We start from the raw sequence: 20,305 nt of genomic DNA, 5'->3' as shown, positions 1-20,305 counted from the left end.
TCACTCCGCAGGGGATAAGGCACGGCTGGTGTCCAGCCACTGTTGAAACATGAGGATCGACCACAGCCGTTCCTCCCGGAAGTTTTCCCCGTGGTGCAGCAACCGCGTCCATTCCCGGCGAACTTGTGCCACGTCAAAAAAGCCGTCGTTATGCAACCGTTCGGGCGCCAGCAAGTGCTCGGCCCACTCGCGCAGGTGGTGACGCAGCAGCGGGCTGAGCCAGATACTGAAACCCAGTTTCGGGCGGTCCAGCAGCACTTGGGGAATGTGCCGGTACGCCACTTGGCGCAACAGCCACTTGGAGGTGTGCTTGCGGTACTTGAGGCGGTGGGGCAAACCGCTGGCAAAATCCAGCAGCCCGGCATCGAGAAACGGCATGGCCACACGCAGGCCCTGCCTGGCACAGGCCGCGACAGTCTTGTGAATCACCGGTGCGAGGAGGATCTCGCCCTGCACCTGCACCAACTGATTCAGCAGCACCGACAAGCGCGGCGGTGCTTGAAGGCCTGGCCAGGGGATATCCGTCGATGCCTCCCCCAATACCAGTCGCCCCGGGTCCAATACCCGGGCGCCAAGGACTTGCTCGACCTGCCCCAGGCCCTCAGCCGCCAACACGCCACGGACGTCTTCCAAGGCATCACGCCCCGGATCATCAAGGGCCAGCCGGTGAGCCAGGTGATTGGCCACATACCCTCCCAGGCGCGGCGAACAGCGCTCGGCCAGCAACAGTCCTGCGGTCAGTGCCTCCCTGAGCCGTGGGCCGAGTGCACGGGCACGTACGAACGCCCGGTACATGTCCAGGCGCTGGGCGTATTCGCCTAACACACAATCTGCGCCATCGCCGGCAAAGACCGTGCTCACGTGCTCACTCGCGGCCCGGGCCAACAGCATGGAAGGCAACTGCGAGGAGTCAGCCAACGGTTCGGAATAGGTCTTGGGAATGTCATGGACTGCCCCCGCTAATGCACGGTCATCCAGGTAGATTTCATGATGGAGGGTGCCCAGGTGATGGGCGATGGCCTTGGCCGCCGGAGCTTCATTGCAATGCATGCCATAAAAGCCTGCGGTGAACGTGTGAATGGGTTCGCCAAGGGTTTTCTGCAACAGTGCTGCGCCCAGGGTCGAGTCAAAACCACTGGACATAAACGCTCCCGTCGTCGTCCCGTCCAGGCGCGCCGCGATGGACTGCATCAACCGGCTCTCGAAGGCTTGCGTAGCCTCGTGTGCCTCGGCCACCTTGACCCGGGGCGTCGGCTGGCAGGCAAATAACGACGATGCATAGGGCTGCTGCACGGCTACGTCTGCGCCAGATCGACCAGATAATGAAACCCAGTGCCCAGGCAGTAACTTGCGGACTTCGCGATAAAACGTATGGGGCGCAGGTACAAAGCCATAGCGCACGAACAACCCGAGGGTTTGGCGATCGACCTCCAGATGTCGGTGCAACGGCCGGAAAGCTGCAAAGTCGGAACTGAACAACCAATGGCTGCCGATACGGCCATAGAAGAGATTGACCTCGGTGGTGCCATCGCACGCCAGGATCAGGTGCTGATGTTCGGCGTTCCAATACGCCAGGGCGAACTTGCCACTGATCCGCCTCAGGGTCAGCGACTCGCCCCAGGCCAGAAAGGCCCGGGTCAGCAGCTCGCTGTCGGTCAGGGCCGGCGATGACAGCCCCAGCCATTCCAGTAACTGCGCACGGTTGAACAATTCGCCGTACCACAACGTATGGGTGTGTTGTCGGGAGGGCAGACTGTCAGGGTTGATGCCAATCGCCCGGCACAGTGACCCTAGCCATAAGGCCAGGTCGCCGGTTTCACCGTCGAGCCCGCCGCACAAGGCCGACGGAGAATGGCGAGCATCCGCGCAAAACACGGGGCGGTTCATTCAGGCACCCCGCGACAGAAACTGCGCTTGTGCGCCTGCCAATGGCACAGGCGCCGGGTGGGCCTTGAGCAGTTGAGCGATGCCTTGGCCCACGTCCTCACCGTAGAGCGGCTGTGTTCGCGTGAGCCCGGGCCAGACCGTGGCGGGTGGCTGGGCCAACGCCCAACTCAGGTGCCGGTGGACAAACTCCGCCGACAGGGGTGGCAGCAGCAAGTTGGTCTGGGCGTCGAGTACCGTTTCCGGGCGATCACTGCTCAGGCGGCAGGTCAGGCATGGCACCCTGAGTATATTGGCTTCCTCTTGCAGGCCACCGCTGTCGGTGTACAACGCCAGGCAATGGCTGGACGTGAGGAAGTGGATGACATCGGTGTAGTGTGGCCACATTGGCTGCACCACCACACCCTGGTACCGAGCCTCGTCCAACACATCAGTGAGCTGATGTTGAACCAGGGCACCGTTAAAAGCGTTGGTGCGAATCAGCACCACCTGGATGCCATCCGCCGCGAGTCTGCCCAAGCCCTGTAACACGGCACGCAAAGCATCCGCCGTCATACTCTCGCGTCGGTGCAGATCCACCCGCAACCAACGGCCGTGAGCCAGCTGCGGATATTGCTGGAAGATCTGGCTACGCCCTGCTTGGGGCAACGCCAGGCGCACAGCATCACTGCTCAAGGAGCCAACCTGGCTAATCTGCTGTTCGTGGTAACCCTCGGTGCGCAGCTGTTCAACATTGCGCCACACCGGCGCCAGCAATAGATCGCAGACCACGCTGGCCAACGCGGTATCGACACCTTCAGGGAAGGGCTCGTCACGAAAGCGCTGCCAATGAAAATGCCGCTGTTGCGTCAAGTCATGAAGGTTTTCCCAGTCCTGGACATGGGGCCCGTAACTGCGCAACCCGGCCTCGACATGCACACTGCGCACACCATGGGCGAAGTACCAGAACTGGGCAAACATCGCTGCGGTGGCCGTATCACCGGACACCACCGGTACCACGGGCTGGCGAATGCCACCGGCCTTGAGCCGGGCATCAAGCTGCTCGATGCCGATTGCCAACTGCGCGGTGCGCATCAATAGCGAACCCCGTATGCCGAAAATCACCGCCAGCAAATGCTCATAGCCCAGCTCCTGCTTGGCCTGCGTCAGTGCCTCGTCATAATGTTGGCCGCTGTCGACCAACAAAAAAGGCACTTCCCCGGCCTCACAGGCCAATACCAGGCTCGCCAGCTTGATGTAGCAAGGCTTGGTCGCCAGGACAATCATGTACAGGGGCCGTTGCTGGTGATTCGCCTGGTCGATGGCGTTCGCCAGGCGCTGCTCATCCAGCCAGGCCAGGGTAACGTTGAGTTCAGACATCACGACACTCCTTATCGCGAAAGACCTGCCGGTGGGGTTACTCGGCAAACACCAGGGCGGCGTAATACCCCGACTGCAATTTTTCGTAAGCCTGGCGAATTTCTCTTTCCTCCACGCCCACCAGCGGCTGCCCCTGGGTCATGGCCGGCTGGCCGAGGCGACGCAACAGGACGAAGGGGTAGTGTCCGGCGCTCACCGGGATACGCCCGCGCTTGTTGTCCAGGCGAACCCGTGCCATGACGGCGTCGAACGGCACGGGCCACGGCAAGCTGCAGGGCGCACCGCTGCGGGCCAGCAACTGGGCATGCAGGCGCTCGTCTTGCTCGGTCAACCAGCCACGCCCTCGGGCGATGGCGGCGGCCACCAGCATGCCCAACCCCACCGCATGGCCGTGGGTCAAGGTGCCGGTTTCCAACTCCAGGGCATGCCCGACGGTGTGTCCATATTCCAGCACCACGCCCAAGTCATGCTCCAGTGGATCGTCCAGCAGCAACCGTTGCTTGGCCCGAATACCCAGCTTCACCAAGTCGATACGGCCGACAGGTGACGGGTCAGCAGCCAAACGTTTGAGCTCAGGCACTGTGGCGACATCGAAAGCCAAGCCGTTCTTGCACAGTTCCACCACACCGGCGGAAAAGTCCTGCGGTGGCAGGCTTTCCAGGTACTGCACGTCCACGCAGCACAAGGTCGCAGGGTGGTACAAGCCATACATGTTCTTGGCATTCGCTCCGTTGACGGCCTGCTTTTGCGACAGCACCGAATCGGACATTGCCAGCAGCGTGGTAGGGATATGTACCAGGCGAATACCGCGGTACAGCAAGCCAGCAAGCAAACCGGCCAGATTCCCCGTCAGCCCACCGCCAAACGCCACCACCACCGAACGGCGTGTCGCGCCGTCGGCCACCGCGTGATCGAGCAAGCTCTGCAATACCGCCAAAGTCTTGTGGACTTCATCGGCTTCTACCAGTAGGCAGGTCACCGGCAAGTGGCGCTGCAGGGCGCTCAGCAATGGAGCGCCCCACAGTTCGTAAACCCGACGGTCAGCCACCAGAATGATGTGTTCGGCGTCCTCACTGGCCCGCGTGGCAATCTGTTCGGTGTACTGATAGCCCAGGAGCATTTCCATCGTCTGGTCAGCGAATCGGAAGCTCAGGGTTTGCACAGCAGGCGCCGGTGCTGGGCGCCGAGCCGTTGTTTCATGCAGAGGGGTACTCATAATTGTCCTTCTCCTTGGCGCACGCGCAAGCTCGCTGCCTGCTGTTTGACCTTGGCAAAAGCGTCGGCTATCTGGGCCATGGCGTGGCTGTCAGTCAAAAACAGCCAATGGGCCAACACCACATGTTGCCGACGAGCCTTGCGGGCACCCAGCAACGGTTGCGGCACCCGAGGCGGCGCCAACAAACGCCGTGAAAGCCCCGGGGCAAGCAAAGAAAATTCATCCATCGGCGGGTAAGTCGGATGCACCCAGCATCCCAGCTCAGCAGACAATGCCTGGCAGACCTGTTCGACATCCACGCCGTCAAACTCCGGCCCCTCCAGCCGAATAGGGAAGTGGTAGAGGGTGGTCGCCTCGGTACCTGGGGCTGAGTGCTGGAAGCCAAATCCGCCGATTTCCTCCAAGTGCCTGCGCAACGTCTGGGCCTGTCGCGCACGCTGGGCGTTTTCCTGGTCCAGGTCTTCCAGGCGGCAGAGCAGAATCGCCGCCTGGGGCTCACTCAGGCAGAAGTTCTGGGCAAACCCCGGGCCGCCCTCCTCCAGGTTCATATGACCGGACGGCACCGGCTGGCTGGCCAGTCGTCGGCCGTCCGAGCGCAGACGATAGATACGCGCGGCCAGTTGCGGGTCGTCGCAAATACAGGCACCGCCTTCACCACTGGTCAGCACCTTGCCGTTCTGCATGCTGAAAGTGCCCACCGTACCGATGCTCCCTACACGCCGACCACGCCACAGGGCACCATGGGCCTGGGCACAGTCCTCGATCAGGTGCAGGCCGTGCTGCCGGGTCAGGGCCAGCAAGGCATCCAGGTCGGCAATCGCGTTGTACAAATGCACGGCCATGACGGCTCGGGTCCTCGGGCCAATAGCCGCTTCCACGGCACGCGGGTCAAGGCACAAGGACAGCGGATCGATGTCGACAATGACCGGGATTGCATTGATCGCCAGCACTGCACTGGCGCAGGCAACCCACGTCATACCCGGCACGATAACTTCGTCGCCCGCGCCGATCCCCAAGGCCTGCATGGATGACATCAAGGCACTGGTGCCATTGGCGGTGGGCACACAACACTCCACGCCGTTGTAACGGGCAAACGCTTGGGCGAACCGGGTATCCCAGGCCGGGCTGCCATCGGTTTCCAGGCCGCTGACCGACCAACGCCCGCTGCGCATCACCGTCAGCAGCGCCTGTTCGGATTGCACCGTGGACTGTGGCCATTGCGGCCAGGGCTCGCAACGCACAGGTACCCCGCCGTGGAGCGCCAGGCGGTTCATGAGCAGGCTCCGGCGACAGCCAGGGTCGGGCCGCTGGTGAGGCGCAAATTGGACACCCCACCCAAGTAGTAGCGCACCGTGGGGCGCTGCGAACACACAAACTTCACGCCCTCGGCACGGGCCCGCTGGAACAGCTTGTCGTCCTCGCCCACCCGGTGCTCGACTTCAAACTGACTGAAGCGATCGTCAAATCCCAGGCCACGCAAGCATGCGGTGCGAAACAGCCATTCATTCATGTCGACGGTGGCACAGTTTTCGGGGCAATCAGGCCCTCGGACGCCGTCCCGCATCACCGGACTGCCCGGCGCAAAAACCCCTTGTTCCAGGCCCCACTGATACATCTTGTGGGCTACACGCGGGTCGTCGTGCCACGGGTAATGCTCGAACAAAAATGCCGAACCATCCGGGTTGAGCACCTGTCGCCAGGAATGGGCCGCCTGCAGTTCAGGGTCTCGCAGCAGTTGGCAAAGGGAATCCAGGTGCTCGGGCTCAAGCTCATTGTCATCGTCGAGGAAACCTACCAGTGGCTGCGTTACCTGGGCCACCGCCGTTGCGCGCAAACGGGCCATGCGTGCCGAAGACGGACCCTGGAAAGGTTGCCCCGCCAGTTGCTGCCACTGCACCCGGTCACGCCAGGGCGCCAATGCCGGATGCGCCCGCAGCGCCGCGGCACGCTCGGACAAAATTCGTTGCTCGATACGGATCGAGCCCTGCTGCGCGGCGACGCTGGCAATGCAACGCGCCAGCGCCTCGGGCCGATCGACAGCAAACGTCAAAATGCACACATCAGCCAAGGGTCCAGACACGTTCACCTCCAATCAAATGAGCATGGGTTACTACCGATTCCAGGTCTTTGGGCGCCACCTGGGAGGCGTATCCGGCCAACTGCTCCAGCTTGTCCGGCAACCAATCACCAAGAGGTGTCAGCAACGGTCGCAAGCCTTGGGCATCACGGGACAATTGACGGGTCAGTTCGTCGGGTTGCAGTTCGCCGGCATAGGGCAAGTCTTCGTAGAACAACAGCGGGCAGACGCCGCCGAATACCCGTTGCGCAGCAGCGCGCGTGATCAGGTGATCGACATGGCCACCGATTCCCAAGGGCGCAAAAACCCTGGTGGGGGCGGCAACCTCCAGGCGCTGGCGCAATCGCTGCTCCAGGCACTCCAGTATTGGGTCATTTGGGGTAACGCCGTCTTCGGCAAACAGCGAGTCGACATCGAGATAGCCCCGCAGCGGCGCTTCGGCCAGGTCCAGGCAGTCGTGTTCCAGGTGCAGGGCGGCACAGAAACGCGACTCTTCGTCTTGGCGCAATGCAGTGATTTGCGCTTCGGTGGTCGCATAAGGGGCGTAGGGGGCAAAACGGCTGCGGGAGAAAATCGTCAGCAACTGCATGCGCCGCCTCCCCTCCACTCCAGAGAACAGCCGGCCGGCCAGGGAGTAGGCAATGTCGTCACAGTGAGGCGCCAGCAACCAGGTACCGCCAACGGCGTTCACAACCGGACTCCGGCTGACAGTACGTCGGCATACGCGGCATTGAGCGCGGCCAACGCCGGGCGGGCAGCGAACTGTCGATGAAACCGTTGGTACAACTGCTCACCCAGGGTTTCGCGGCCTTGGCCGTTGAGCGCATCCGCCAGGGCATCGGCCATGGCCCGGGTGTCACCGACAGCAGGCAGCCACGGATAGTCTTCGCCGCACACCCAGCGTGCTCCCGAGGTCCGCGAGGCAACCACCGGCCGGCCCCTGGCGGCCAGCTCCAGCAAGGCCACCGGGGCCCCTTCGAACAGCGAGCTCAAGGCAAACACATCAGCGGACGCGGCCACCTCATCTATCCCGCTGAACGGCTCAAACCCGCCCACAAACTGCACCTGTGACTCAATACCCAGCATCTTCGCCAGATTCTCCAGACGCTGGAGGTCCTCACCCTCACCCCACAAACGCAAAATGGCCCGCGGGCAGCGCACGAGCAACAACGAGAATGCCGCCAACAGGTATTCCAGGCCCTTTTCTGCCGATAAACGCGCAATACAGCCCACCACCGGGTCACCGTGCAGATCAGCCGATATCTTGGCCGGTACACCGTTCAGGGTGTTGGGCAACACCGTCACCGGGCCCCGGTAGTCATAGTGTTCGCGAGCATGCCGGGCGGCGCAGGGGTTCAGTACGAGCAAGGCATTCAGATCATGGATTTGGGTCTTCAAGGCCGCAGGCAACCACCAGCACTGTGGGCTCAGATCGGTGGGTTCCCAACCAATGACAGGAACTGGAAGGGCCTTGCGCAACCAGGCCAGGCAGTGCTCCTCAAGGGGCATGAACTGGATCAGGTCCGCTGGTTGGTGTTCAAGCAGGCGCTCGGTGGTTTCGCACAGTGCCTGGGGGCTGCCGGACGGGTCCTCAATCAACGTCAGGCCCTCGACCTGCAACAATTCACGCCACGCCGGGTGTACTTGCGGCCCGGTCAACAGCCGCAAATGATGTCCATCGCCAGCCACCAGGCGAGCGAAGGTCACGGCAGCGTATTCACTGCCTCCAAGACCGGCCAGTGAGGGCACCACCCAGATCAGCCTTAGCCTGGCACTCACGCCTGCACCAGCAGGAAAAAGCCGCCTTGTTCACCCAGCGAACCCTGCGGACCACGACCGGTGGCCTGTTCAACCTTGAAGCCAGCCTGATGCGCGGCTTCGATGAACTCAGCGTTGCTGTGGTTACGTTGACGGATAGTCTTCCAGTTGCGTCGTTCTTCCTGGCCCAGTGGATCGATAAAGCTGAATAACTGATGACTGACCAACCAACGGCTGTGGGGGTCGTACTCTTCCCAGCCCATCATTGCCGCGTAGCGCGGGCCGTTTTCGGTCGCGATGCCACTGGCCAGGCCATGGCTCTGCATTGGCTTGGGAAAAGGTGCCGCAGCGGCGTCCAGGCGAGCGGGTGAGCGCTCGCGCATATCGGTCAGCAACATGCCTCCCGGGCGCAGCCAACGGTGAGCAATGACCAGGAAACGGCCCAGCTCATCCAGGTCGAAATGGGTGACAAAGTCATCTGCCGCCACCAGTACGTCGAAGGTCTGGGTGACGGGCATGTCCAACACGCTGCCACAAGCCCAGGTCAATCGCGTCCGGACGTCCGGATCCAAGCCCTCGGCCTTGGCTGCCAGGTAACCCAGCATCGGCTCACTAATGTCCACGCCGTGTACGCTATGCCCGTCCTGCACCAGGGGAAGGGCCAGACGGCCAGTGCCGCAGCCAATATCCAGTACGCTGCGCTGTGGCCCTTCGAGTCGGGTGCGGTAATAGCCGATGGTCGCAGCTGAATCCGCGTCGCCTGCGCTGGCATCAAACAGCGCGGGGTCATAGAAGTGCGCCAGCCAGGGCGGGTTGAGGGTGAGGTCGTCGATGTTCATAGGGTCACCCTGTAGTTGGCCCATTCGGGCTCTAGCCAGTCTTCAAGATCCATATAGCGCCGCTCGTAACACCAATTGCAGTCTGCGCAACGCTTGATTGCCTCGCCCCCCAGGCGTTGCATGTGTTCGGCACGCAGTTGGCGCATGTCGGCACCGTTCCAGAACTGATCGAAGGTGCCTTCCTGCCAACTGCCAAAGGTGAATTCATCACGGCCATTTAGGTGATCGCAAAAGCCCAGGCGCCCACGGCTGTTGATGTAGAGGTACTGCCAGGGATGGATACAGACCTTGTGGATCGCCTTGGGTTGGATGCTGGCTTCGGAGAGTGCGGCCGACAGTTCAATCTGCAGGTCGTGCTGGCGTCGCAGCGCCGTCAGCCGCCGCATGACCGTCGCTACTCGTTCGGCGTGGAACTCCAGGCGATTGGGATCATCGTCAGGTGCCCACAATGGTTCGAATTTAAAGCGCCGCACGCCAAGGCTCATGCCCAGGGCAATGATGTCTTCCAGCTCGTCGAGATTGCGCCCGCTGATGGTCACGCACAGATAAAGCTTTTCCGCCGGATCATGGCCCGCCTCTCGTTGAGCAGCGGTAAGCAGCCGCAGATTGGCCATGACGTGCTCGAGATTGGCACCCCCTCGCAACTCGCGAAACAACGGTGCGGTGGCGGCGTCGAACGACACCCCGACCGTAATGCCCTCCTGGCCCAGGCGCTGCCACATTGACGGCTTGCGTACCACGGCATTGGTGATCAGCTTGATCTTGACCGGGTAGGCCAACGCCACATCGAGGTAGTCGAGAAAGCCCGGAATGATGGTGCTCTCCCCCCAGCCACGCAGGTCCACAAACGTGGCGCCGGGAAATAACGTTGCGGCCATTTCCTTGAACAATGGCAAAGGCAGGATATTGCCTTTTACCGGACTGCAGCGGCACATCGGACAGGTCAAGTTACAGCGATCTGTCAGTTCTATGTATATAGCCTTTGGTAACTCAGCATGAATCAAAGGGTTATTACAAGAACTTTGAACTTGAACAAACTGAATAACATCATTCATAGCCGAACGCCCCTTGCACTCAAACAGTAATGGGGAAAAATAATTAACTTTTGATCAAAAAAATCCATGCCACTGTCATAAGCAGCATTCACGATAATTTTCGATCCGGTTATAGCGAATTATCCCTAGTACATTTCAACATCTTCCCTGAAACAACGATTTTGACGACCTTATCCCTCGGAACCGACAACTCATGAACCGCAGAGGCCTTCAGTGTTGTTCTACGCTAGCAGTTGTTTACCACTACGCAAATTTTTATTAGCCCCTCTGAAACAGCCTTATCGTCGCCGACAAACGGCGGGTGCGTTGTTCTTAACCACTGCTATGCTGGCCCTTAGCGAGTATCAAAAACGAATGGAACCGTTATAACCACAATCTATAAAAAACTGGCAAACCCACAATAACCATTGCCGTAACTGCCTGACTTAACCCACCAAACCTGATGAACGTTACGAAACACAGGAACGTGTTCAAAACGACAAAATATAATGTAGGTATTTTCTTACAAACAATGCGTATTAGTTAAGGATTGCCATGGACGGATCACCCGTAGTTCACGGTTATTTACTGCAGCGCCCATTCTTTTATTTCCAATCTGACTTCCTGGCGGCCCTATCGGGAGCCCTTCACCTGTGATCATTACTCGCACCCCCTATCGCATCTCCTTTTTTGGCGGAGGCACCGATTATCCGGCTTGGTACCAGGACCATGGCGGCGCCGTACTGTCCACCTCGATCGACAAGTACTGCTACATCAGCTGTCGACACCTGCCACCTTTTTTTGACCACAAATACCGGATCGTTTATTCGCGTATCGAAAACGTCATGCACCCCAGTGAAATACAACACCCGGCGGTACGTGCAGTACTCGGACATCTGGGCTGCGATGAAGGCCTGGAAGTGCATGTCGATGGCGACCTGCCTGCCCGCTCGGGCATGGGCTCCAGTTCATCATTCACTGTCGGTTTGCTGCATGCCATCAAGGCGTTGCAAGGCCAACACATCTCCCACGAATCCCTGGCTGAACTGGCTATCCATGTCGAGCAACGGGTCATCGCCGAAAGTGTTGGCTCCCAGGATCAAATCGCCGCAGCATTTGGCGGCTTTAACCGAATCGATTTCTTGCGGGGAGGCGGCTTTAATGTCACCCCCACCATCGTACCCAAGGCTCGCCTGGAGGCATTGCAAACACACCTGATGCTGTTTTTTACCGGGTTCTCACGGATCGCTGCCCAAATCGCCCAATCAAAAATCGATAACCTCGCCGCACGGCATGTGGAGCTGACCCAAATCCACGCCATGGTCGACGAAGCGCTCGACATTCTGCAGGGCTCGGGGCCGCTGGAAGCCTTCGGTGAACTGCTGGATCACAGTTGGCAGTTGAAAAAAACCTTGTCGAACAAGGTCAGTAACCCTGATCTGGACCATCTCTACACCATCGCCCGATCATCAGGCGCCATAGGCGGCAAGCTCTTGGGCGCCGGTGGCGGCGGCTTCATGCTGTTGTTCGTCAAGCCCGAACTCCAGGCCAGGGTTCGCGAAAGCCTGCGCGACCTGGTGCATGTGCCCTTTCAGTTCGAACACTCCGGCAGCCGGATCGTGCTGTACCAGCCCAATGGGCTTTGATCGAGAGTCCCTTGCATGAAAACACGTACCGCTGTGATTCTCGCCGGAGGCCTCGGTACCCGCTTGCGCAGTGTCGTGACCGATGTTCCCAAACCCATGGCCCCGATCGAAGGTCGGCCGTTCCTCGAGTACTTACTGGACTACTGGATAGACCAGGGAATCGAGCGCTTCATCCTGTCGGTGGGGTATCGCGGTGACGTGATCGTCGATCACTTCGGTAACGGCTATCGCCGGGTACCGATTGCGTATGCCTTCGAATCACAGCCCCTGGGCACCGGCGGGGGACTGCTGCTGGCCCTTGAGCATCTGACGGAGGGTGAGGAGAGTTTCCTGCTGCTCAATGGCGACACCTGGTTCGCCCTAGACCTGATGGCCTTCCAGCAGTTTGCCGAACAACATCGCGCGGGCGTCTGCCTGGCGCTATTTCGAGCGAGCGAAGCCGATCGCTACATGGGCATTGATATCGACACCGATGGTCATATCCACAGGTTCGCATCCCAACGCGGCCAGCTCGGGGCACTGGCAAATGGCGGGGTGTACTGGGTCCGCCGCACCAGCCTGAACCACCTGGACTATCAGCCCGGCCAGGTCCTGTCTCTGGAAGAACAACTGCTGCCCAAACTGATGGACAACGGTACTCCACTCCTGGGGTTTGAAACCTCGGGCAGCTTTATCGACATCGGCTTGCCACACGATTACCACCGCGCCGGCGCCCTGCTCCCTCTCCCGGCCATCAGATACCCATAGCACCGAACCACAATTGCCCCCAAAAGCCTGGCTTTGGGTATAGTGCCCCCCCTTTCCAGCCTGAATCATCCACTGCGCCCTGAAGATTGACCGTGCCCGCACGTTTGATCTGGCAAGGGACTGCGGTAGTCCGGGAGCTTTCCATGGTTATGCTGTATCGCTCATCTGCCCTGACGGGCCGTTTCGCCCTCAACCTCATGACCGCCAGCCTGCTGATGGCCACGAGCTCCACCAGCCGTGCCACAGACTTAGAGCTTGCGCCCACCCAAATCGAGGGCGACACACCTTCCGGCTATCAAAACAGCAGCGCCTCGGTGGGTGGTTTTGACGAAGCACCTTTGCTGGATACACCGGCCTCGATAACGGTGATCAACGAGTCAATGATCAAGGATCAGCAGGCGCGCCTGCTCAGCGAAGTGCTGCGTAATGACGCCTCAGTGGGTGAAAGTTATGCGCCCATCGGCTACTACGAAAACTTCGTGGTACGCGGCTTCTCCCTGAATGCTGCCAGCAGTTACAAGATCAATGGCCGCACCATCACCGGTGAGCAAAACGTCGCCCTGGAAAACAAACAGCGGGTGGAATTGCTCAAGGGCTTGTCGGGTTTGCAAAGCGGCATTTCCGAACCCAGCGGCGTGATCAACTACGTGACCAAACGCCCGGAAGATGTGCGTTCGGTGACGGTGTCCACCGACGATCGCGGCAGCGGCTATATCGCCACGGATGTAGGTGGCTGGTTTGGCAGCGAGCAACAATTCGGCCTGCGGGCCAACGTGGCCCATGAAGACCTCAACTCTTATGTCGAACACGCCAATGGCCAGCGGGACTTCCTGTCGCTGGCCTTTGACTGGAGCATCAGCCCGGATGCGCTGTTGCAACTGGACGTCGAGTATCAGAACAAGCAACAGCGTTCGGTGCCTGGATACCAGTTGCTCGGGGGTACGGAGTTGCCGCATCACGCTTCACCGAAAAAACTGCTGGGGCATCAGAGCGGTGCCAATCAGGTGGGCATTGATTCGCTGAACCTCAATGGCAAGTTTGAGTATCGTTTCAGCGACCAGTGGAAAGGCAGTGTCAGTGCCTCGCGCAGCAAGGTGGTGATTGATGATTACAGTTCGTTTGCGTGGGGCGGTGATACGGCAGGTAATGGCAACTACTTCAGCCCGAATGGTGACTACGGCATCTACGACTTCCGTAGTCCTGATGACACTCGACGTAATGACGAAGTACAGGCGGCAATGACCGGGCTGTTCAATACCGCAGGCCTGGGTCATGAGCTGACATTTGGCACGAGTGCATTTCGCCAAATAGTGAACCAGCGAGAACCGATCAATGAATTTATCGGCATCGGCAATATCGATCAGGAGCCGGAAAATTTTCCCCGCTATAGCGGAAAGCTTAACGATAGTCACCGCCGTCTCGATAGCCGTCAATACGGGCTGTTCCTGACCGATCGCATCAGCCTCAACGAACAATGGCAGACCGTACTGGGTGGCCGCGAAGTGCGCCTCGACGAGCACGCCTTCGACAAGGACGGCAATCCGTCACGTCACACCCAACAGTACGTGTTCCTGCCCCAGGCAGCACTGATCTACAAGCCAGTGGAGAATCTGTCGCTGTATACCAGCTACAGCAAGGGCTTGTCCTTGGGCGGCACAGCACCTTGGTTTGCCCTCAACAGCTTCGAAACCCTCGCCCCTACCGTCTCCCGCCAAATCGAAGCCGGGGTGAAATACGACTGGCGCCGTATCAGTTTTGCCGCCGCCGTATTCCAGACACGCCAGGCCTATCAATACGCCAAGCCGGATGACGCAGGCACCTACACCTACGTGCAACAGGGCGAACAGAAAAACACCGGACTGGAGTTGTCTGCCAACGGTTGGGTGACGTCGCGCTTGCAGATTGCGGCCAGTGCTGCGGCTATTCGGGCTCGGGTCAGTGGCAGTGGTACGCCGGAATATGAGGGCCATCAGGCGATCAACGTGCCAAAGCTGCGGGCCAGTTTGTATGCTGACTATGCCTTGCCCTGGGTGGACGGGCTGGCGGTGCTTGGTGGGGTGCAGTACAGCGCCAGCAAGTATGCCAATCGTACTGGGCAGGTTGAGGTCGGGGATTATGCAATCTTCAATGTGGGGAGTCGTTACACCACGCGGATCGAGGGGTATGAGACTGTTTTTCGGTTGACGGTGGATAACGTGTTTGACAAGCGTTATTGGCGGGATGCAGGGGAGTATCTGGGGGATGATTATTTGTTCCAAGGGGCGCCGTTGACGGCTCGGTTGAGTGCTTCGGTTAATTTTTGAGGTAGGCGGTTTTGGGGGGTATATCCGTTGCTGCGGTAACGGCTGCTATTGGTTCCGCTCTTACAGCGGCTCACTTTTGAACAGCGCAAAAGTAAGCAAAACGCTCTTGCCCCACCACTCGGCACCTCGCCTAGGCTCGGTGTGCCCTCACTCCGGCATTGCTCCGTGGGCCGCCGCAATGGGCCATCCATGGCCCAGTGCGGCTAAACCGGCGTCCTGCCGGTTTACCCACGGATCAATGCCTGCGTTCAGCCATCGTGGTTTAACGGGGCGCCTAAGATCAAAGTCAAAAGCAGATCAAGAACACAGCGGCCTACCGGCCGGCTTGAGTGGTGTGAAGCGAAGGCAAAATCAAAAACGGGCACGGTCTACTGTGGGAGCTGGCTTGCCTGCGATGGCATCACCTCGGTGTTCCTGAAAGACCGAGTTGCCTGCATCGCAGGCAAGCCAGCTCCCACAGAAAAGCAGATCTGCTTTCGCTCTGGTCCTTGCTGGACCTTGCCTTTGCTTCTACCACTCAGGTCGGCTTTCAGGCCGCCGTGCTTTTGATTTTGATCTATCCGGCCCCGTTAACCATGATGGCCGAACGCAGGCATTGCGCAGTGGGCATCCCGGCATGGATGCCGGGATAGCCGCGTTGGGCCATGGATGGCCCGTCGCGGCGGCCCACGGAGCAATGCCAGAGTGAGGGCACGCCGAGCCTGGGCGAGGCGCCGAATGGTGGGGCAAGACTTTTTGGTTACTTTTGGGGCGTTTGCCAAAAGTGACCCGCTGTAAGAGCGGAACCATAGGTAGCCATCACCGAAGAAATGGATATGTACTCAAACAACCAAACAGCCTGGTCGGCTACCAGGCCGCCACGTCCCCCTGATTACTTAGGCATCTTGCGAAACCCAATCGCCAACCGATTCCAACTATTAATCGTAGCAATCGCCACACTCAAGTCCACCTGCTCTTTCGGACTAAACTCCGCAGCAACCCGCGCATAATCCTCATCCGAAGCATGCGTCTGACTGATCAACGTCAAACTCTCTGCCCAAGCCAACGCCGCCTGCTCACGCGGAGTAAAGAACGGCGTCTCACGCCAAGCCGACAACGTATACAACCGACGCTCCGTCTCCCCGCCTTTACGGGCATCAGCCGTATGCATGTCCAGACAAAACGCACACCCGTTGATCTGCGAAACCCGCAGGCGCACCAGCTCCAGCAACGGCAGTTCCAGCGACAGCTTGCCGACAGCCGCCTCCAGGGCAAGCATGGCTTTCATGGCATCAGGCGAAGCAGTGTAAAAGTCGGTACGAGCGTGCATGGTGATACTCCAAGACAGTAGGAAGTGGTGCCCAGCTTAGTCACCCCACTGCCCCGGACAAATAGCCAATTCGGGGGAAGAACAGGTAGCCAATGCCCCAACGTCAGGTTCGGCTACGCAGCCACTGCAAGAACCCCTTCTTCACCGGCACTACCGGCGCTTCCTGAGTCAGGTTCTGGGCCGCATGCAAGCGGAAATCCAGCAGGTTTTTCATCGCCTCGCCAATGTCGTGGCGCGCATCCAGGCAAGGCTTGAGGTATTCCTTCTCAATCCGGTACAGCGTGCAATAGGTCTTGGCCGTGAAGTCCGCCGGCACTGACTGGTCAGACAGGATCCCGCCCTCGCCGATGACTTCCCCCGGTCCCATGCGTCCGGCTTCGAATTTGTGCCCGCCTTTGCTCAAGATCACCGAGACCACGCCGGACTCGACAATAAACAGGTGGTCGCTGACCTCTCCGGCCGGCAGGATCATCTCCCCGGCACGGAAGGTTTTCAGGGTCATGTTCTGGCTGAAGGTTTCCTTCTCCTCCTGACGCAGGGTGGAGAAGATATTCGAGCTTTCCAGCAGTGCCCGCGCCCGTGATGTGGCCGCCGGCGTGGCCCCTTCGGTGGCCGACAGCAGGCTCACACCCGCCGCTGCAAGATGCCGATAAGCCAAGTCGTAAAGCTGGTTGCGCACTTCGCGTTTCTGCCCCATGGCCGGCACGAAACCACTGATTTCATATTCCACCCCGCCACTGACGGAGGTCTTGAAGGCGACGCTGGGCGCCGGCTTGACCAACAGTGGCCGGCAACCTTGCATGGCCCGCTCCAGGGCTTCGATGACCACTTGCGGCCGCGCATGGGGGCTGACTTGCACACTGACCGCCAGCCCGAACATATCCGCCGGGCGCGAGAAGTTGATGATCTTGGCCTTGGCCGCCAACGAGTTGGGAATCACCGCCATGCTGCCCTGGGAGGTTTGCAGCCGCGTGGCACGCCAGTCGATGTCGGTGACCCGGCCTTCGGTGCCGTCGATGGAGATCCAGTCATCCACTTGATAGGGCTTGGTGGTGTTGAGCACGATGCCGGAAAACACATCACTTAATGTGCTTTGCAACGCCAAGCCGACGATGATCGCCACCGCGCCGGAGGTGGCCAACACGCCCTTGACCGGCAGGTCGAGCACGTAGGCCATGGCGGCAATGATCGCAATCAGGAAGATCACCGCGCCTATCAGGTCTTGCAGCAGCCGCCCGCCGTGCCCGACCCGCTGCATCATCACCGTACCGAGCAACACCGTAAGGGTACGCGCGGCGTACAGCCACCAACCGATCTGCAACGCCGTGGCCGCCAGGTGCAACGGCACGTTCTCCACCCAAGGCGCGACCTGCATCGGGTTCATGCCTTCGTTGAACAGCAAGGCGCTGAACACAGCAAAGATCACCAGCCGCACCACCAGCTTCCAGTTGCTTGCATTAGTGGCGATCAGCCGCCACAGGAGAAGATCGATCAGGATCAGCGCCAGGGCGCAGAACATCGGGTGATCAGCGATAAATGAGGGCATCCGGGCGACTCCAGGGCGAATGGGATGAAGATCGCATGAAAAAGAGTGCGCCGCAAAAGCAGTGTGGGCACGGTTCATGTGGGAGCTGGCTTGCCTGCAATGCAAGCGCCTCGGTCTTTCAGTAATACCGAGGCGATGCTATCGCAGGCAAGCCAGCTCCCACACAAGCCGTGCCCACATCTGGTGTGCTGTTATTTAGCGCCGGTCAACGCGTTATAGCTGGTGAACAGGTTGCGATAGTCCGGGATATGGTTAGAGAACAAGGCACCCAAGCCTTCGATATCGTTGCGCCAGTCGCGATGCAACTCACACGCCACGCCGAACCAATTCATCAGTTGTGCGCCGTTGGCCGACATACGATCCCAGGCCGCGTCACGAGTGATTTCGTTGAAGGTGCCGGAAGCATCCGTCACCACAAACACCTCAAATCCTTCTGCCAGGGCCGACAGCGCCGGGAACGCCACGCACACCTCGGTCACCACACCCGCGATGATCAGTTGCTTCTTGCCAGTGGCCTTGATGGCCTTGACGAAGTCTTCGTTGTCCCAGGCATTGATCTGGCCTGGACGGGCGATGTACGGCGCGTCCGGGAACAGCGCCTTGAGTTCCGGCACCAGCGGGCCGTTGGGGCCGGTTTCGAAGCTGGTGGTGAGGATAGTTGGCAGCTTGAAGTACTTGGCCAGGTTAGCCAGGGCCAGCACGTTGTTTTTGAACTTGTCCGGTTCAATGTCACGCACCAGGGACAGCAGGCCCGCTTGATGATCCACCAACAGAACGGCGGCATTGTCCTTGTCGAGACGCTTGTAGGGAGTGCTCATGGGGTAGTCCTCTTTCATCAATGAAGGTAGGTATTGCGGTTGCACTCAGCGCTGGGAATCCAGCACTTCGTGTTCGTTCGCCACCTGCTGGGCCTTGATATAGCTTTCGATCAGCAGTTGGTAGTGCGGCATTGCCTGGGTGTAAACCTGTGCCCATTGCTCGGCATCCGGGCGGTTCCAACTGCCTTGCAGCTCAGACAGCGTAGCCATGATATCGATGGGCACCACGCCGGCCTGGGCCAGGCGGGCGATGCTCAGGTCAGTGGCCAACTTGGAGTGATTGCCCGAGGCGTCGACCACGGCAAACACCTTGTAGCCTTCATACACCGCGCTAATGGACGGAAACGCCAGGCACACACTGGTCAGGGTGCCGGCGATCACCAGGGTTTTCTTGCCGGTGGCCTTAACTGCGGCGTGGAACTCAGGATTGTCCCAGGCATTGATTTCACCTTTGCGAGCCACGTATTGAGCGTGAGGCGCGGCTTGGTGGATCTCGGGGATCAGCGGACCGTTGGGCCCCTGGGGCACAGAGGCGGTGGTGATCACGGGCATGTTCAACAGGGTTGCTGCACGTGCGAGGGCAATGGCATTGGCGCGCAATTGCGGCACGTCCATGTCCTTGACGATCTGGAACAGGCCGCTCTGATGGTCAATCAACAACATCGCTGCGTCGCTGGCGTCGATGGTTGGCTTGTGGCCGTTGAAGTTGGCCGGTGCGTGAAGGGTCATAGGGCTTTCCTCTTTTCTCTGGGCAACAGCCATCCTTGGCCGGTAAACCGGCCTGGCTGTCGTGTTCCATGGGGGGTGTTGCGGGGGTGTATCAGCTGTGCATCTGGCCGAACTCGCCGGACTGGAAGTCGGCAAAGGCCTGGTGGATTTCCTGCTCAGTGTTCATCACGAACGGACCGTGGCCGACGATAGGCTCGTCGATAGGTTCGCCGCTGAGCAGCAGGAACGTGGCGTCGTTGTTCGACTCAAGGCTGAGCTGGTCGCCGTCACGCTCGAACAACACCAGTTGCCCTTCACGCGCCAATTCCACACCGTTGATCTGCACCGTGCCTTTGAGCACCACCAGCGCGGTATTGCGCCCTGCGTGCAAGTCCAGCGTCACGGCCTTGTCGGCGTTGAGCCGTACATCCCACACGTCAATCGGCGTGAAGGTGCGAGCCGGACCTTTGACACCGGCAAACTCCCCGGCGATCAGGCGCAGGCTGCCGGCGTTATCGGCCAGAGGCAGCGATGGAATGTCACTGTCGAGAATGGTCTGGTACCCGGCGTCGGTCATTTTGTCCTTGGCCGGCAGGTTGACCCACAACTGGACCATTTCCAGGGCGCCGCCACTGCGGGCGAAAGCCTCGGAGTGGAACTCTTCATGCAAAATGCCCTTCGCCGCCGTCATCCACTGAACGTCGCCCGGGCCGATGGTGCCGCCGGCTCCGGTGGAATCCCGATGCTCGACTTCGCCTTTGTAGACGATGGTCACGGTTTCAAAACCGCGATGGGGATGCTGGCCAACACCGCGACGATGTTCGGTCGGGGTGAAATCGGCGGGGCCGGCATGGTCCAGCAGCAGGAATGGGCTGATGTGCTTGCCCATGGTGTCGTAGGAAAACAGGGTGCGAACCGGGAAGCCGTCGCCCACCCAATGGCCTCGTGGGCTGGTGTAGATACCGATGATATTTTTCATGGTGTGTCTCCAAATGGGTGAAAGCAGTTCATGGATACACCTTAAATCCGTTACCTTTGCAGCGCTAGACGGCAAAAATAAC

At 59.8% G+C, this 20,305-nt stretch carries 17 protein-coding genes; 3 read left to right on the top strand and 14 right to left on the bottom strand.

The window, feature by feature from the left end; all coding sequences use genetic code 11:
- The 9 genes from HKK55_RS06465 to HKK55_RS06425 are packed head-to-tail and all read right to left on the bottom strand — an operon-like array spanning position 1 to position 10,188.
- Positions 1–1,887, bottom strand: coding sequence for an asparagine synthetase B (locus HKK55_RS06465; RefSeq protein WP_169353879.1), 1,887 nt, complete (start codon positions 1,885–1,887; stop codon positions 1–3).
- Positions 1,888–3,243 (bottom strand): UDP-N-acetylglucosamine 2-epimerase, encoded by a 1,356-nt coding sequence (locus HKK55_RS06460; protein ID WP_169353878.1) that lies wholly within the window; start codon positions 3,241–3,243, stop codon positions 1,888–1,890.
- Positions 3,244–3,280: 37 nt separating this feature from the next.
- Positions 3,281–4,459: a hypothetical protein gene (locus HKK55_RS06455; RefSeq protein WP_169353877.1), complete on the bottom strand. Its 1,179-nt coding sequence runs from the start codon at positions 4,457–4,459 to the stop codon at positions 3,281–3,283.
- A complete protein-coding gene (locus tag HKK55_RS06450; protein ID WP_169353876.1) occupies positions 4,456–5,733 on the bottom strand; it encodes a DegT/DnrJ/EryC1/StrS family aminotransferase in 1,278 nt (425 codons plus the stop codon). The genes HKK55_RS06455 and HKK55_RS06450 overlap by 4 nt, the downstream gene beginning before the upstream one ends.
- Positions 5,730–6,539, bottom strand: a complete 810-nt coding sequence (locus HKK55_RS06445; RefSeq protein ID WP_169353875.1) for a glycosyltransferase family 2 protein — start codon at positions 6,537–6,539, stop codon at positions 5,730–5,732. The genes HKK55_RS06450 and HKK55_RS06445 overlap by 4 nt, the downstream gene beginning before the upstream one ends.
- The gene (locus tag HKK55_RS06440; RefSeq protein ID WP_169353874.1) at positions 6,520–7,227 is read right to left on the bottom strand and encodes a PIG-L deacetylase family protein; all 708 of its coding nucleotides are present in this window, start codon (positions 7,225–7,227) and stop codon (positions 6,520–6,522) included. Before HKK55_RS06440 ends, HKK55_RS06445 begins: the two co-directional genes overlap by 20 nt.
- Positions 7,224–8,315, bottom strand: a complete 1,092-nt coding sequence (locus HKK55_RS06435) for a glycosyltransferase (RefSeq protein ID WP_169353873.1) — start codon at positions 8,313–8,315, stop codon at positions 7,224–7,226. Before HKK55_RS06435 ends, HKK55_RS06440 begins: the two co-directional genes overlap by 4 nt.
- Positions 8,312–9,133 carry a class I SAM-dependent methyltransferase gene (locus HKK55_RS06430; RefSeq protein WP_169353872.1) on the bottom strand — a complete coding sequence of 274 codons (822 nt, stop codon included), beginning with the start codon at positions 9,131–9,133 and terminating at the stop codon, positions 8,312–8,314. Before HKK55_RS06430 ends, HKK55_RS06435 begins: the two co-directional genes overlap by 4 nt.
- Positions 9,130–10,188 (bottom strand): radical SAM protein, encoded by a 1,059-nt coding sequence (locus HKK55_RS06425; protein ID WP_169353871.1) that lies wholly within the window; start codon positions 10,186–10,188, stop codon positions 9,130–9,132. Before HKK55_RS06425 ends, HKK55_RS06430 begins: the two co-directional genes overlap by 4 nt.
- 632 nt (positions 10,189–10,820) lie before the next feature.
- Between HKK55_RS06425 and HKK55_RS06420 the strand changes: the two genes are divergently transcribed.
- The 3 genes from HKK55_RS06420 (at position 10,821) to HKK55_RS06410 (ending at position 14,863) form a co-directional block, all read left to right on the top strand.
- Positions 10,821–11,813 carry a kinase gene (locus HKK55_RS06420; protein ID WP_169353870.1) on the top strand — a complete coding sequence of 331 codons (993 nt, stop codon included), beginning with the start codon at positions 10,821–10,823 and terminating at the stop codon, positions 11,811–11,813.
- 15 nt (positions 11,814–11,828) lie between these two features.
- Positions 11,829–12,560 (top strand): sugar phosphate nucleotidyltransferase, encoded by a 732-nt coding sequence (locus HKK55_RS06415; RefSeq protein WP_169353869.1) that lies wholly within the window; start codon positions 11,829–11,831, stop codon positions 12,558–12,560.
- Positions 12,561–12,703: 143 nt separating this feature from the next.
- Positions 12,704–14,863, top strand: coding sequence for a TonB-dependent siderophore receptor (locus HKK55_RS06410; protein ID WP_169353868.1), 2,160 nt, complete (start codon positions 12,704–12,706; stop codon positions 14,861–14,863).
- Between the two features lie 871 nt (positions 14,864–15,734).
- Here HKK55_RS06410 and HKK55_RS06405 read toward each other — a convergent pair.
- The 5 genes from HKK55_RS06405 to HKK55_RS06385 form a co-directional block, all read right to left on the bottom strand.
- Positions 15,735–16,172, bottom strand: coding sequence for a carboxymuconolactone decarboxylase family protein (locus HKK55_RS06405; protein ID WP_169353867.1), 438 nt, complete (start codon positions 16,170–16,172; stop codon positions 15,735–15,737).
- A 103-nt stretch (positions 16,173–16,275) separates the two neighbouring features.
- Positions 16,276–17,718 carry a mechanosensitive ion channel family protein gene (locus HKK55_RS06400; RefSeq protein WP_169353866.1) on the bottom strand — a complete coding sequence of 481 codons (1,443 nt, stop codon included), beginning with the start codon at positions 17,716–17,718 and terminating at the stop codon, positions 16,276–16,278.
- Positions 17,719–17,909: 191 nt separating this feature from the next.
- Positions 17,910–18,536 (bottom strand): isochorismate family cysteine hydrolase YcaC, encoded by a 627-nt coding sequence (gene ycaC, locus HKK55_RS06395; RefSeq protein WP_169353865.1) that lies wholly within the window; start codon positions 18,534–18,536, stop codon positions 17,910–17,912.
- A 45-nt stretch (positions 18,537–18,581) separates the two neighbouring features.
- The gene (locus tag HKK55_RS06390; RefSeq protein WP_169353864.1) at positions 18,582–19,265 is read right to left on the bottom strand and encodes an isochorismatase family protein; all 684 of its coding nucleotides are present in this window, start codon (positions 19,263–19,265) and stop codon (positions 18,582–18,584) included.
- A gap of 91 nt (positions 19,266–19,356) precedes the next feature.
- Positions 19,357–20,223 carry a pirin family protein gene (locus HKK55_RS06385; RefSeq protein ID WP_169353863.1) on the bottom strand — a complete coding sequence of 289 codons (867 nt, stop codon included), beginning with the start codon at positions 20,221–20,223 and terminating at the stop codon, positions 19,357–19,359.
- Positions 20,224–20,305 lie beyond the last annotated feature (82 nt).

Origin of the sequence: Pseudomonas sp. ADAK18 (genome assembly GCF_012935695.1) — a bacterium.
Taxonomy (GTDB): Bacteria; Pseudomonadota; Gammaproteobacteria; order Pseudomonadales; family Pseudomonadaceae; genus Aquipseudomonas.
This window is presented reverse-complemented; position numbering and strand designations above follow the sequence as displayed.

Excerpts from the sequence above, each read along its gene's own strand:
- HKK55_RS06410 (WP_169353868.1), top strand. The coding sequence starts at position 12,704 with ATGGTTATGCTGTATCGCTCATCTGCCCTGACGGGCCGTTTCGCCCTC.
- HKK55_RS06385 (WP_169353863.1), bottom strand. The coding sequence starts at position 20,223 with ATGAAAAATATCATCGGTATCTACACCAGCCCACGAGGCCATTGGGTG.
- HKK55_RS06460 (WP_169353878.1), bottom strand. The coding sequence starts at position 3,243 with ATGTCTGAACTCAACGTTACCCTGGCCTGGCTGGATGAGCAGCGCCTG.
- HKK55_RS06415 (WP_169353869.1), top strand. The coding sequence starts at position 11,829 with ATGAAAACACGTACCGCTGTGATTCTCGCCGGAGGCCTCGGTACCCGC.
- ycaC (WP_169353865.1), bottom strand. The coding sequence starts at position 18,536 with ATGAGCACTCCCTACAAGCGTCTCGACAAGGACAATGCCGCCGTTCTG.
- HKK55_RS06400 (WP_169353866.1), bottom strand. The coding sequence starts at position 17,718 with ATGCCCTCATTTATCGCTGATCACCCGATGTTCTGCGCCCTGGCGCTG.
- HKK55_RS06425 (WP_169353871.1), bottom strand. The coding sequence starts at position 10,188 with ATGAATGATGTTATTCAGTTTGTTCAAGTTCAAAGTTCTTGTAATAAC.
- HKK55_RS06390 (WP_169353864.1), bottom strand. The coding sequence starts at position 19,265 with ATGACCCTTCACGCACCGGCCAACTTCAACGGCCACAAGCCAACCATC.
- HKK55_RS06450 (WP_169353876.1), bottom strand. The coding sequence starts at position 5,733 with ATGAACCGCCTGGCGCTCCACGGCGGGGTACCTGTGCGTTGCGAGCCC.
- HKK55_RS06455 (WP_169353877.1), bottom strand. The coding sequence starts at position 4,459 with ATGAGTACCCCTCTGCATGAAACAACGGCTCGGCGCCCAGCACCGGCG.
- HKK55_RS06405 (WP_169353867.1), bottom strand. The coding sequence starts at position 16,172 with ATGCACGCTCGTACCGACTTTTACACTGCTTCGCCTGATGCCATGAAA.
- HKK55_RS06465 (WP_169353879.1), bottom strand. The coding sequence starts at position 1,887 with ATGAACCGCCCCGTGTTTTGCGCGGATGCTCGCCATTCTCCGTCGGCC.
- HKK55_RS06430 (WP_169353872.1), bottom strand. The coding sequence starts at position 9,133 with ATGAACATCGACGACCTCACCCTCAACCCGCCCTGGCTGGCGCACTTC.